General features: G+C 67.8%; 8 protein-coding genes. 3 read left to right on the forward strand and 5 right to left on the reverse strand.

Annotated features, from left to right (window positions below):
• The first annotated feature begins 20 nt into the window (after window positions 1-20).
• From ACOOGH_RS13335 to ACOOGH_RS13345, 3 genes are read left to right on the forward strand one after another with little or no spacing between them, the layout of a single operon-like run.
• Window positions 21-2,849: a M16 family metallopeptidase gene (locus tag ACOOGH_RS13335; protein ID WP_420449375.1), complete on the forward strand. Its 2,829-nt coding sequence runs from the start codon at window positions 21-23 to the stop codon at window positions 2,847-2,849.
• Window positions 2,850-2,856: 7 nt separating this feature from the next.
• Window positions 2,857-4,770, forward strand: coding sequence for a glucosamine-6-phosphate deaminase (nagB, locus tag ACOOGH_RS13340; RefSeq protein ID WP_420449376.1), 1,914 nt, complete (start codon window positions 2,857-2,859; stop codon window positions 4,768-4,770).
• A 44-nt stretch (window positions 4,771-4,814) separates the two neighbouring features.
• Complete coding sequence (locus ACOOGH_RS13345) at window positions 4,815-5,534, forward strand: TIGR02206 family membrane protein (RefSeq protein ID WP_420449377.1); 720 nt, start codon at window positions 4,815-4,817, stop codon at window positions 5,532-5,534.
• Window positions 5,535-5,547: 13 nt separating this feature from the next.
• Here the strand turns inward: ACOOGH_RS13345 and ACOOGH_RS13350 are convergent, their stop codons facing one another.
• The 5 genes from ACOOGH_RS13350 to ACOOGH_RS13370 form a co-directional block, all read right to left on the reverse strand.
• A complete protein-coding gene (locus tag ACOOGH_RS13350) occupies window positions 5,548-8,184 on the reverse strand; it encodes an amylo-alpha-1,6-glucosidase (protein ID WP_420449378.1) in 2,637 nt (878 codons plus the stop codon).
• A 169-nt stretch (window positions 8,185-8,353) separates the two neighbouring features.
• Window positions 8,354-9,577, reverse strand: coding sequence for an efflux RND transporter periplasmic adaptor subunit (locus ACOOGH_RS13355; protein WP_420449379.1), 1,224 nt, complete (start codon window positions 9,575-9,577; stop codon window positions 8,354-8,356).
• 112 nt (window positions 9,578-9,689) lie between these two features.
• Window positions 9,690-11,189, reverse strand: coding sequence for an Ig-like domain-containing protein (locus tag ACOOGH_RS13360; RefSeq protein ID WP_420449380.1), 1,500 nt, complete (start codon window positions 11,187-11,189; stop codon window positions 9,690-9,692).
• Window positions 11,190-11,609 carry a secondary thiamine-phosphate synthase enzyme YjbQ gene (locus ACOOGH_RS13365; RefSeq protein WP_420449381.1) on the reverse strand — a complete coding sequence of 140 codons (420 nt, stop codon included), beginning with the start codon at window positions 11,607-11,609 and terminating at the stop codon, window positions 11,190-11,192.
• Between the two features lie 22 nt (window positions 11,610-11,631).
• Window positions 11,632-14,046, reverse strand: coding sequence for a xanthine dehydrogenase family protein molybdopterin-binding subunit (locus ACOOGH_RS13370; protein ID WP_420449382.1), 2,415 nt, complete (start codon window positions 14,044-14,046; stop codon window positions 11,632-11,634).
• Window positions 14,047-14,105: the final 59 nt, after the last annotated feature.

Consider the following 14,105-nt stretch of genomic DNA (forward strand, 5'->3'; position numbering starts at 1 on the left):
CCATCTGCCGAGAGTAACCGATGAAGACGTTCCGCCCGCCGAAACTCGCCCTCTTCCCCACGGCCGTCCTGTTTCTCTGCGCCACGGATGTGGCCGGGCAGGCCCCGAATCCGACGGATCCGATTCCTCCGGACCCGGCCGTGGTCACGGGGACGCTCGACAACGGCCTCCGCTACTTCGTACACGAAAACAGCGAGCCGGAGAATCGCGCGGAGTTGCGCCTCGTCGTCAATGCGGGCTCGATCCTCGAGGACGAGGACCAGCTCGGCCTGGCGCATTTCGTCGAGCACATGGCCTTCAACGGGACGGAAAACTTCGAGAAGCAGGCGCTCGTCGACTACCTGGAGTCGATCGGCATGCAGTTCGGCCCGGACATCAACGCGTACACGAGCTTTGACGAGACGGTGTACATGCTCCAGGTGCCGATGGATGACCCGGAGATGCTGGCCACCGCGTTCCAGATCCTCCAGGACTGGGCGCAGGGCGTGCTCTTCGATCCGGAAGAGGTGGACAAGGAGCGGGGCGTCGTGATCGAGGAGTGGCGCGGCCGGCGCGGGGCGCAGGCGCGCATACAGGATCAGCAGTTCCCGGTCATCTTCCAGGGATCGCTCTACGCCGAGCGCCTCCCGATCGGGAAGCCGGAGATCCTCGAGACGGCCCCCGCCGAGCTACTGCGCAGCTTCTACGAGGACTGGTACCGGCCGGATCTGATGGCGATCGTCGCGGTAGGGGATTTCGACGGCAGCGAGATCGAGGCGACGATCCGCGAGCAGTTCGGGGGGTTGGCCGGACCCGACGAGCCGCGAACCCGCTTCTCGGCGGAAATCCCCATCGACCACCCGCCGCTCGTTACGATCGCGACGGATCCCGAGGCGCAGGGAAGCCAGGTCGGCGTGTTGTACAAGCAGCCGCCCGCCCCGCGCGGCACCATCGCCGACTTCCGCCGCGGGCTCATCGAAGGACTCTACTCGGGCATGCTCAACGCCCGGCTCGACGAACTCCGGCTCCAGGCCGACCCGCCGTTCATGTTCGGATTTTCGGGCCAAGGCCAGTTCGCACGCGGAGTGGACGCGTACCAGCTCGTCGCTCTCGTCGCGGAGGACGGGATCGAGCGCGGGCTCGAGACTCTGCTCACCGAGGCCGAGCGCGTGGTGCAGAACGGGTTCACGGAGACCGAACTGGAGCGCGAAAAGACCAACACGAGACGGGGATACGAACGCCGTCTGGCCGAGCGGGAGAATCAGGAGTCGGCGGCGCTCGCGAACCGCTACATACAGGTATTTCTTCAGGGGAGCGCCTACCCGAGTCTCGAGACGCAGATGGAACTCGTGGACGCGTTTCTGCCCGGGATCACGCTCGAAGAAACAAACGGCATCGCCCAGGGCTGGCTCGCCGAGCAGGGACGCGTCGTCCTCGTCAGCGCGCCCGAGAAGGAGGGCCTCGAAACTCCGGCCGAGGAGGACCTGCTTGGCACGTTCGCGGCGGTCGGCGGGCGGGAGATCGAGGCCTACGAGGACGAGGCGGCCGACGCTCCGCTCCTGCCCATCGTCCCCGAGGGTTCCCCGGTCGCAACCGAGGAGGCGCTCGACGAAGTGGGCGTCGCGATCTGGACTCTGGAGAACGGCGTGCGGGTCGTCCTCAAGCCCACCGACTTCAAGGACGACGAGATCCTCTTCTCCGCTACCAGCCCCGGGGGCACGTCACTCGTGCCTGATGACCTGTACCGGAAGACCTCGTTCGCCCTGAGCGTGGTGAGCCAGTCCGGCGTCGGCGAGTTCGATCAGACCGCGCTGGGGAAGAAGCTGGCCGGCAAGGCGGTTCGCGTCGTTCCTTCGGTGGGTTCGCTTTCGGAGGGGATGAGCGGATCGGCGTCGCCGCAGGACGTGGAAACGGCGTTCCAGCTCATCTACCTCTATTTCTCCGCGCCGCGCCGGGACGAAACGATGTTCGAGGCGCTGAAGGCGCAGCAGATGGCGATGCTCGCGAACGTGGGGGCCAATCCGAACTTCGTGTTGTCCGACACGATCTCGACCACCATGTCGCAGGGACATCCGCGAGTTCTGCGGCTGTCGCAACTCGATAGCATGCTCGAGGAAGCCGACCTCGACGCGGCCTACGACCTCTACCGCGACCGGTTCGCGGACGCGAGCGACTTCACCTTCTACTTCACGGGTGCCTTCGATCTCGCGACGATCCGACCGCTCGTGGAACAGTATCTCGGCGCGCTGCCGAACCTCGGGCGCGTGGAGAACTGGCGGGATCTCGGAATCGATCCGCCGGCGGGAACGATCGAAACGACGGTCTACAAGGGTCTGGAGCCGCAGAGCAGGACGCAGATCATCTTCGCGGGCGACGCCGAGTACTCTCTCGAGGAAGCGAACGCGATCTCGGCCATGGCGGATGTCCTCGACATCGAGCTGCGGGAAGTGCTGCGGGAGGACCTCGGCGGGACCTACGGCGTGGGCGTGAGCGGGTCCCTGAGCTACCGGCCGGATGAGGAGTATCGCTTCACCATCTCCTTCGGATCCGATCCGGAACGGGCGGAGGAATTGTCCGCCGCCGTGTTCGGGGAGATCGAGCGCCTGAAGGCGGAGGGGCCGGACGCGGAGACCGTGGACAAGGTCCGCGAGACGCAGCGGCGCACGAAGGAGACGAACCTGCTGGAAAACCGGTACTGGCTGTCGCAGCTGGCTTCCTTCGAGCGCGCCGGACGGGACCTGAACGGGATCCCGAGCTACGAGTGGATCGAGGGCTGGACTGCGGAGCAGGTGCAGCAGGCCGCGATCCGCTACCTGCGCGTCGACCAGTATGCCCACTTCGTCCTCCTGCCCGAGCAGCCGGTTCCCTAGCAGCGAGATGAGCGAAGCGGCCCACGCGCGAAGGGAGCGACTCCCGGTCCGGATCATGCCGGACCACGACAGCATCGCGTCCGAGGTCGCCGAGCGCATCGCAAGCCTCCTCCGGGAGCGGGCCGGGAACGGGCGCCACGCGGTTCTCGGTCTCGCCACAGGGTCCACGCCCGTGGGCGTGTACCGCGAACTCATCCGGCTGCACCGGGATGAAGGGCTCGATTTTTCCAACGCGGTCACCTTCAACCTCGACGAGTACTTCCCGATGCGGCCCGGCAGCTTCCACAGCTACCACCGCTACATGCGCGAGCACCTGTTCGACCATGTGAACGTTCCGCCCGAACACCGGCACATTCCCCGCGGAGATATGCCCGAGGAAGAGGTCGAAGCGCACTGCGTCGACTTCGAGCGCCGCATCCGCGAGGCGGGGGGGATCGACTTCCAGATCCTGGGGATCGGACGCAGCGGCCACATCGGCTTCAACGAGCCGGGGTCCGAACGCGACTCACGCACCCGGCGGCTCTATCTCGACACCGTCACGCGGGGGGATGCCGCTTCCGATTTCTTCGGCGAGGAGAACGTGCCGCCCCAGGCCATCACTATGGGGGTGGCCACGATCCTCGAGGCGCGGGAGGTCGTCCTGCTCGCGACCGGAGAACACAAGGCCGGAATCGTACGCCGGGCTGTGGAGGGAGATGTCCACGCTGATGTCGCCGCCACCTTCCTCCAGCAGCACCCCGCCTCGACAGTCTACCTCGATCCGGCCGCGGCCTCCGATCTCACGCGCGTTCGCACACCCTGGCTGGTGGGCGATGTGGAATGGACCGCGGACCGGGAAACCGCGGCCGTCATCTGGCTCAGTGAGCGCACCGAGAAGTCGATCCTTCACCTTGCGACCGACGACTACCGGGCGAACCACCTCGCCCCGCTCACCTCTCGGCATGGCTCCGCGGAACCGCTCAACGGACAGGTGTTCAACGCGCTCATCTCCAAGATTCGGGGAAAGAGCCGACTGCCGCGCGGCCAGAACATCGTCGTCTTTTCGCCCCATCCGGATGACGACGTGATCTCGATGGGAGGGCTGCTGCGGAAGCTGGTCGAGAACGGAAACCATGTGACCGTCGCCTACCAGACGTCCGGGAACATCGCCGTCTTCGACCACGAAGTACGCCGGTATCTGGACTTCCTGCGGCGGGCGGCGAGAGTGGTCGATCTGGGTGCGGCCGACGCCCTCGAGGATGTGCTGCGCGGCGTCGAGGACGGACTGGCGCGCAAGGCGCCGGGGGACGTCGATCCGGACGTGGTCCAGCAACTGAAGCGGATCATCCGTGAGACCGAGGCCACGGCCGCGATCGAGACGCTCGGGATGTCCGCCGACAGTGCCCGCTTTCTGAACCAGCCGTTCTATCAGACGGGGAAGGTGAGGAAGAACCCGATTTCCGATGCGGACGTGGAGATCGTCACGCGACTGCTCGACGAGTTGCGGCCGACGATCGTGTTCGCCGCCGGCGACCTTTCCGATCCGCACGGCACGCACCGCATGTGCCTCGAGACGGTCGAAGCGGCCCTCTCCCGTTACGGGGGCGACCCGCCCTGGCTCTGGCTGTACCGCGGAGCGTGGCAGGAGTGGAGTCTGGACGAGGCCACGGTCCTCGTGCCGCTCTCCGAGGGTGAGGTGCGGGGCAAGGTACAGGCGATCTTCCGGCACGAGTCGCAGAAGGACTCCGCCCCCTTCCCCGGACCCGATCCGCGCGAATTCTGGCAGCGAGTCGTCGAACGAAACCGGGGTACCGCGGACCGGTTGGCCACACTGGGTCTCCCGGCCTACTACGGGATGGAGGCGTACGTCACGCTGCGGGAGGGACGGCGCGTCGAGGGACCGGAAATCCCCACCTCGTCGCTCGCGGACCCGGAGGCCTGAGCCGGTGCCGCACCCGGGTGATACGAAGCGGGTGACGGGCTGACATGGGCCCGTTCTTCGGGACGGAGCGGGTGCCGTTCGATCTCTTCGGCCCGATCCATCTTGCGACGATCGGCGTCGTGCTGGTGGCGGGCCTCTGTCTGATCCGCGCCGGCATGGCGGCCGATGAGCGGGGTCGCCGTCGCCTTCGCCTGGCGCTGGGCCTCGCGATTCTTCTCCTCCTCGTTTCGAGACACTTCTGGAAGGCGGCGACGGGGCTTTGGGCGGTGCAGAACGACCTGCCGTTGCACCTTTGCAGCGCCATGGCGTGGGTGACGATTTACGGGCTGTGGACCCGGCACCCCCGCGCTCTCCGCCTCATGTACTTCCTGGGGGTGGCGGGGGCGGTGCAGGCGCTCCTGACCCCGGATGCCGAGTTCGGCGTCGTGCACTTCACGTTCTTCGAGTCGGTGGGATCGCACGGGACGGTCGTCATCGCCGGCGTGTGGGCAGTGATGGTGGAAGGCTATCGGCCGACGGCGCGCGATCCGTGGATCGCCTTCGGACTCCTGAACCTTTACGCCGTCGTCATCTATCCGGTAAACCTGCTCCTTGCATCGAACTATCTGTACGTGATCGGGAAGCCGTTGGTGCCTACGATCCTCGATGTCTTTCCGGGATGGCCCTGGTATATCCTCCTCCTCGAACCCGTGGCGATCGCGCTCTTCCTGGCCCTGTGGCTTCCCTTCCGCAAGCGTCGGGCCGGTGGGAGCCGCGCCGGCTGAACCCGGCTGAGCGTCAGCGGTTCGGGGCGAGGCGGATGGTGGCTGCGGAGCGGCCGTCATCGTCGGCAAACTCGACCCGCAGACCGCCGTTTCCGCGATCCACCACCTGCGCGGTGCCTCGCGTGACGGATGGGGCCACCGGCGTCCCGAAGAGATCGATATCGTAGGTGCGACTCGCCGTCCCCTCGACGGAGAGGATCCACCCGTCCGCGTCGGCCGCAAAGTCCAGGATCCGCAGGCCGGAGCTTCGCTGGCCGGGTTGCAGGTCGATCCGCGGCGGCGCGACCGCGAGTCCGCCCTCCCACGTTACGACGATCTCCGCGTGGCTCCCCTCCGGCGCCCCCTCGCCGAGGGCTACCTCCAGACTCCCGTCCCCTTCAAGATTTGTCTGGACATCGTTCAGTAAAATGGACACACCTTCCGCGCCCGCCGGCACGTCGGGCACGAACTCGAACGTCAGCGACGGCCCCGTAGTCCTGAGCGTCGTCCGCCGCTCCCCGCCCTCGGCCGTCCAGCGCTGACGGATCTCTACATCCGTCGTCGTCGCACCCGCCCGCAGCCGTCGGACGGTCACCTCGGGCCAGTCCGGTGGAAGCTGGGGTGCGAGCCGGGCACGGCCGAGGGGCGCATCGGGCTCCCAGCCGATGACGCCGCGCAGGAGCGGGGTCACCAGCGCCGAGGTCGCGAAAAACTGGTGCGGGACCGTCTGGTCGAGGGGCTGGTAGAAGGTCCCCGACAGCAGTTCGGGGTGGCGTCCCAGGCTCCAGTCGAAGGTCATCCGCTTCACCGCGTCGATGAGGTGGAATCCGGCCCATGGGCGCCGATACCGGTATTGCCCCCACGAGACGTACGCCGTCACGAAGGGCCAGACGGTACCCATGTTGTACTGGAGCGGATGGTAGAGCGGGCTGTCCGTGGAGAGCATGTGGGCCCCCCAGTCCGACGAGATGCGGTCGCTCGCGAGTCGGGTCAGGGTCGATCGGGCCCGCGCATCGTCGAACAACCCGAAGGCGGCCGCGGTGGCGGGCCATACGGTCAGGTTGTCGTTCGTGCTGCCATCGGCGAGGATCCCGAACGCATGATGTCCCGCGTCTTCGAGCCAGTACGCGTTGTTCAATGTCGCCCGGGCGCGGGGAGCGATCTCCCGCGCCCGATCCGCCATCTCGGCATCCCCCACGCGCTCGGCCAGCGCCACGGTCCCCTCGAGCGCCGCGACCCAAATCCCTGCCAGGTAGATATCCTGGTGGAGCGCTGCCCCCAGGCCACCGACCTCGACCGCGGCCAGGCCGCCGACCGAGTTCTCCAGCAGACCATCGCCGTCCGTCTCGGCGGTGAGGCACCATTCCCACGCGCGCCGGTACGCCGGCCACAGCTCTCGCAGCAGTTCATCGTCGCCGCTCGCCCGCCAGTATTCGTAGAGCGCGACCATCCAGTAGGGCGTCGTGTCGGCATGGTAGTACGCGTACGGGTAGACGTCGAACCACGGGATCCGCCCGGCCGCCTGCGAGATCTCGTGCGTGATCTTGCCATCCTCACGCTGGTACCTCGCGAGGAAGGCGAGTTCTTCCGCGACCAGCTCCCACTGGCCGAGGGCCTCCATGGCGAACATGGTCTGCGCCGCGTCTCCGCCGAAGAACCAGCCAAAGCCGGGACGGGTGCCGTTGCGCGACAGGCCCCAACCCGCGACGAACCCGCAGCCCAGGTCCGGGTTGCAGACGCGCTGCTCTTCCAGGTTGACCTTCGCCCATTCGAGGGCCAGGTCGAGCCGCGGGTCCGGCGACTCGATGGAGACCGTGGACGCGAGCACCGAGTCGGCCCAGGCCCGCTTCTCCTCGTACAGCGAGCGCGCCTCGGAGATCAGCCGCTCGTAGCTCTCGAACACCTCCTCCCTCGGCGCGGTGCCGCCGGCCACGGCGATCGGGATGAACTCGCGCCGTGCGCGCTCCGGGTCGACCGGAATGACCATCGTGCGCGGCGCTTCGCCCAACTGGTGGGCCGGGTGTTCGACGGAATTCGCCGCCCACGGAGACCCCACCACGGCATTCTGCGCCTGCAGGCTCTCGGACAGCACGAAGACTCGTCGCTCGGCATCCCAGTAGGCGTACTGCCCCCCGATCGACCCCGGCCACATGTAGTTCAGCACGGGCTCGAACTCCGCGACGATCTCCAGCCGCTCCGGGCTGTCCACTTCGAGCAGGAGCAGGAGGCCGGGGACGTCGGCGGGAGCGAGGATGTGCTGGCGCACCTGAAAGGCCGCATGGCTGTAGGTGATAGTCGTGATCTCGGGCCGGACCCGCACGGTGCGCGCGACCGCGCTTCCCGGTATCGGCGCGCCGTAGGCCGGGGTCGAGAAGCCGAGCCGGAAGTGGTTCCCGACCTTGAGGGGATGGATCCACAGTTCCGCCTCGCCGGTCTCCACGCCGAGCCATGCGGACCGAGGCCCCGTCACGCCCAGATATTCGCCGGGACGCACGGGACCCGAGAGCTCGATCGGCGACGGTGCGATCTCGAAGCGGGGAACGGAGAGGGGGGCAGAGTCCGGCAGTTCGGGAGGCCCCGCCTGAGCCGAGAGCGCTCCCGCCCCTGTGGCCGAAGCCACGACGACCATCACGAGGAGCACGGTCCTTTGGCGGGCACGCCGAATCTTCATGACCTGGCTTCCTGTCCGAGTGGATATGCAGCGAGATCGAGTCGACTAATTCATGCCGCGAGGGCAAGGCGTTGGAAACCCCGGCGGAGAACGCGCTGGTCAGACCGCGGCCATTGGCGGCCCGGAGCGCTCCCGCTGCGTGGCGTCGTTCGGATTCAAGGTGCGGGTCTCACCTCGAGGAGCCGCTCGCTGTCTGGACGCGCATCCCTTCGGTGGCGAACTGAAGTCCGCCGGTGATCACGGCCTGGCCACCTCGAAGGGCGCCGGTGACGAATGCCTCGTCGTTGGCGCGTTGCAGCACCTGTACCGGGACGATGCTCACGACACCCTCGTTCTCCACCGTCCAGACTTCGTTGCCGGGCTGCAGCGCCGCTCGCGGGATCTGGAAGTAGTCCTGCGGTGACAGGCCCTCGATCTCCACGTCCACGAACTTGCCGACCAGCAGCGGAGGGGCACCCCCGACGGCACCGGACTGCGCTTCCTGGCTTGCTTCGAACGGACCCGGCACGCGCACGATCACATCGATGGTGCGCGTCTGCGCGTCGACGGAACTCTCGCCCCGATCCACGTAGCCATCCCAGGCGTACGTCGCCTCGCCGTACTGGGCGATCACGCGAGCCGTCACGTCCCGTGCCCCGTCACCCGCCTCGAGTCCCCACAAACCGGGGACCAGGGCGGCGTCGGCATCGGAGAGGGGAACGACGACTTCCACCGCCGCCGACGCGAAGAGGCGTCCGACGGGCTGCCCGGGGTTCACGATCTGACCTGGATCGACGGATTCCTCGCGCACGAAGCCATCGAAGGGCGCGGTTACCTGAGTCCTCGAGAGTGCAAGCTTCGCCTCCTCAAGCCGGGCCTCGTCACGGCTCAGTGCGGCGCTGGCCGCTTCCAGCTGGGGCTCCCTCAGCGTGAGCGGACTCGCCTCGGACGGCGGGTCCCCCGCCCCCCGCCGCTCTGCGTACAGTTCGTACTGGGCGCTGGCGATCGATGCCTGTTCCTGTTCCTGGAGGAAGACGACGCGGCTGGCGGCGACGTTGGCTTCCGCTTCCTGTGCGCGGTACAGGTAATCCGCTTCTTCGATGCGGAAGAGCGCCTGGCCGGCCTCCACGCGCCCTCCACTCTGGAACCGCGGACTCACCCAGACGACCTTGCCGCCCACCTGCGGCGCGACATCGATCTCTTCGCTTGGACGCACGGTGCCGGATCCGAAGACCGGTATCGCGCCCGACCCGGCCGTAACACGGGCGGTTTGCGCAAACGGGATCTGGGGAGGCGGTTCCTGGCTCTCCGGCTCGGGGGCCAGCGACAGCATGAGTGCCGCGACCGCAACCGTACCGACGATGATCACGGCGATGATCCTGAGACTGGATCCGAACAGCAATCTACGCAGCATGTGCTTGCTCCATGGAGGTCGATGGGCTCGACCGGACGGGTGCTGCCGTGGCTCGCCGGTTTGAGCATAGGAATCTACGCTTTGTCCGGTCAACGGACGGAATCTACCGCGGCTAACGCCTGTCGAGCACCCGCACGACGCGGCCGTCCGCATCGACGACCTCTACCGGGCCCGTGAGAATGTCGTCCCCCAGGTCGACCACGCGACCGGGTTTCTCGTCCGCGGCGCCGACGCCGGGGAGCGTGTACGGCTCCGCCAGGCTCACGTCGACCATGTACCCCAGATCGGCCAGCGACTGGATCGTGATCGCGCTGAACGTCTCCGGCGATCCGATCCGGTTGAGCGGCCTCATGAGTTCCCCGTCGAGGACGGATCCCCGCCAATGGAGGTTCGCCGATCCGCCGCCGCCGAGGTTCTCGACGGGGACCTTCGCCCCACCCGTGTAGTCCGCACCGCCCGCCGCGTCAAAGGCGGCGATGGCCAGGGGACCGACGAAATGGGCGTCGATCGCCCCCACCCCGAAGGCAGGATTCCGAAGGAGACCGAGAGGGCGCCACAGGAGGCCGAATCCCAACGCGTGCGCGATCTCGTGCGCGGCGAGCTCCGTCGCGTCGCCGGAATCGATCAGGTCGTCAAAGTCAGACACGTCGAAGAACGCCACGCTGGCGACCGGCAGCATCGAACCGTCACGCAGACGGCACGTGCCGGCCTGGGCGAGCGTACGTCCCGGCCCGTCGATGTCCCGGAACTCGACAAGAATCAACAGATCATCGATGGTACCCAACGGCTCGGTCGTGCGCGCGCCGTGACATTCGATGTGGTCGTCGACCGGAACGTCGGGCAGTTCCGTGTCGGCCAGCACCGACATCCAGAGCTCCGCCGCCTCGAGGACCGCGGCGCGCCGAGGCTCGGTGGCCATCGCGTCGAAGCGAATCTCGATGTCGAAGCTTCGGTCCGGCCGGACCTCCACGTCGAACGACAGTTCGGTACCGAGCCCGCCGGGGTCCCACGCCGTGACGGTCACCGTCGAAGTACCCGTCGCGAAGGCGGTTACCGTGACGGTGTCCGCCGAGATGTCGACGGTGGCCACGTCCGGATGCGAAGACGTTGCTTCATAGCGTAGCACGTCGCCATCGGGATCGGCGAAGAACTCCGACACGGCCAGCAAATCCGAACCGTCGACGGGCAGTTCGAGATCGGGGATCGCCCCGACGGTAACGGGTGCCTTGTTCGGGACGGTGACCTCGAACCGGAGGGCGGCGGCCCGGCCTTCGGGATCTCGCGCCGTGACGGTCACGGTAGCCGTGCCGCGCGCGACGGCGACAACCTGCACGGTGTGGCCCGACACCTCGACCGCGACCACGTCGGGGGCCGAAGACCTGACCTCGAAGGAGAGGACATCCCCGTCCGCATCGCTGAACAGGCCCGACACCTCCACCATCGCCGTCTCCCCGGCGGCAAGCTCGAAGTCGGGAATCGCCCCGATGACCCTCGGGGAATGCGTCTGCGTGGGTTCCGTGCCCCCATCGCCGCACCCCGCGGCCCAGGTGGCGGCGAGCACCACGAACGTCCGGAAGCCGGGCCTGCGCGCGATCCGTCCCGTTCTACGCATCTATTCGCCGAGGGCGTGCAGCACGACCGTCCGCCGGTGGGGGCGGCTCCGGTGCTCGAAGAGGAAGATCCCCTGCCAGGTCCCCAGAGCCGGCGCTCCGTCAAGCACCGGGATGGCCAGGTGCGTCTGGGTCAGCGCCGACCGGATGTGCGCAGGCATGTCATCCGGCCCTTCCATGGTGTGCCGGTAGCGGGGATCGTTCTCGGGGACCAGCCGGGCGAAGAACGTCTCCAGGTCGTGAAGGACGTCGGGGTCGGCGTTCTCCTGGATCGTGAGCGATGCCGAGGTGTGGCGGATGTAAACGGTGAGCATGCCCGTCTCGATCTCGAGGCCGGCCGCCCACTCGAGGACCGGGCGCGTGATCTCGTAAAGGCCCTTCCCCCGCGTCGCGACATCCAGTTGTCGGACGGACTGCCTCATTCCGGTGGGATGCACGAGGGGTTCAGGCCACGTCCTCGCGGCTCGCGGCGGCGGCGTGCGCGCGCAGGGCCCGCCACACGCGCTGGGGCGTGAAGGGGAGCGCGTCGATGCGCACGCCGACCGCGTCATGGATCGCGTTCGCGATCGCGGGAAGCGATGGGTGGAGCGGTCCCTCTCCCGCCTCCTTGGCGCCGTACGGGCCCTCCGGGTCGACCGACTCGACGATGAGCGCCTCGAACTCCGGACAGTCCATGGAAGTGGGGATCCGGTAGTCGAGGAGCGAGGGGGCCGTGTGCAGACCACCCTCCACCGGTCCCTCGCGGAAGAGCTGCTCCTCGAAGATCGCCTCCGCGAAGCCCATGTACGCGGAGCCCTCGATCTGGCCTTCAACGAGCGCCGGGTTGAGCGCCCGGCCGCAATCGTGCGCGACCCAGATTTTCTTCACGTCGACGACCCCGGTGTCCTGCTCCACATCGACTTCGGCCACGTGCGCGGTGAAGGAATACGCGGGGGAGGAGCCGATCGTCCCGCCCCGATACTCGCCGTGGACATCCTTTGGGGTGTCGTAGGAGCCGACGGCGCCGAGCAGGCCGAACTTCGCCTCGGCGATGTTGAAGGCCTCCGAGATCGGGAGGCGGCGGTCGGCGTCCTCCGGGGCCTCCACGTCGAAGGCCCAGCCGCGCGCCAGGCGCACCCGCGCGGCCGGCACGCCCCACTGTTCCGCGACCGCCTCCGCGACCTGTCGGCGGAGCGTGCGGCAGGCTTCGAGGCAGGCGTTCCCCACCATGACCGTCTCGCGCGACGAGTACGCGCCCAGGTCAACCGGCGTGAGGTCGGTGTCGGCGGAGAAGACGCGCACGTATTCGAGCGGGACGCCGAGTTCCTCGCACGCGATGTAGGCCATCGTGGAATCGGAACCCTGCCCGATCTCCGAGGCGCCGTGCAGGATCGCCACCCGGCCGGAGCGCTCGATCTGAACCTGCACCGCGGCCTGGGGCATCTCGTTCGGGTAGATCGGGTAGTTCGTGCCGGAGATGTAGGAGGACGCGGCCATCCCCAGCCCGCGTCCATTCGGCAGCCTCCGGTAGCGCTTCTTCCAGTCGCTGGCCCGCTCCACAGCCTCCAGACACTCGAGGAAGCCGTTCGACTGGACCTTGAACTCGTTCACCGTCCGTCCCGTGCCCATGAAGTTGCGGCGGCGGAGTTCGAACGGATCGATACCGAGCCTCTCGGCCATCTTGTCGAGCGAGATCTCGTAGGCGAAGCGGGGCTGTACCGAGCCGTGGCCGCGCTTGGGGCCGCATGGGGACACGTTCGTGTAGACCCGAGTCGAGTCGAAGCGGTAGGACTCGATATGGCAGGGCGAGGTGAGAAGCTGTCCCGAGTAGTACGTCGTCACGAGACCGAACGAAGCGTAAGCGCCGCCGTCGAGGATCGTGTGCGCGTCGAGCGCTCTCAGCTTCCCGTCGCGCGAGGCGCCGAGCCGGTACTTCATGTGCATCGGGTGGCGGCCACGGTGCGAGTAGAACAGTTCCTCGCGCGTGTAGAGGATCTTCACCGGCCGGCCGGTCCGCATCGCGAGGAGCGCCACGCAGAATTCGAGGTCGAAGGGCTCGGACTTGCCGCCGAAGGCCCCGCCCACGGCCGGCTGCACGACCCGCAGCTTCGCCACGTCGTGCTCGAGCACCCGTGCGAGTTCGCGCTGCAGGTAGTGCGGGACCTGCGTCGAGGACCACACCTCGAGAACGCCATCCGGGTTGAGTCGCGAGATCGCGCAGTGGGGCTCGATCGGCGTGTGCGTCGTCCCGTGGAAGAAGTACTCCCCCTCGACGGTGACGTCCGCTTCCGCCATCCGCGCGTCCACGTCCCCGAACTCGAGGTGGACGTGCTTCAGGATGTTGCCGTTCGCCCCCGGCTTGCGCGCCGCGTGGATGGGCTCGGCGGCGGCCTCGGGCGCCAGCGATTCCTCCGGTGCGAGGTAGACGGGGAGGGGCTCGTACTCGACGTGAATCCGCTCGAGCGCCGCGTTCGCCGTATCCTCGTCGACCGCCGCCACCGCCGCCACGGCATCGCCGATGAAGCGCACCTTGTCGACGCAGAGCGCGTGCTCGTCGCGGGTCCAGGGGATGATCCCGTACGGCAGGGGCATGTCCCGTCCGGTGATGACGCCGTGCACGCCTTCGAGAGCCTCGGCCTCGGAGGTGTCGATCGAGACGATGCGCGCGTGCGCTTCGGTGGAGCGGAGGATCTTCCCGTGCAGCATCCCCGGCAGGACGATGTCGTCCGTGTAGATCTCGCGTCCGGTCGACTTGCGCAGCCCCTCGACCCGGCGCGCGCGACGGCCCAGCGCCGTGAACTCGGCGTCGGCCAATTCGGGAAGCCTGTCCGGGACTTCCGCGGCCTCAAGCTGCCGGGGCGTCAATTCGTGCGGGTGCATGCGTCCAATCTACGTCCCGGCCCCGGGCGGAGCATCAAGTGCCCACGAGATCCGGGTTC

The sequence above is a fragment of the Candidatus Palauibacter sp. genome (assembly GCF_965213655.1).
In the GTDB taxonomy this organism is placed as follows: Bacteria; Gemmatimonadota; Gemmatimonadetes; order Palauibacterales; family Palauibacteraceae; genus Palauibacter.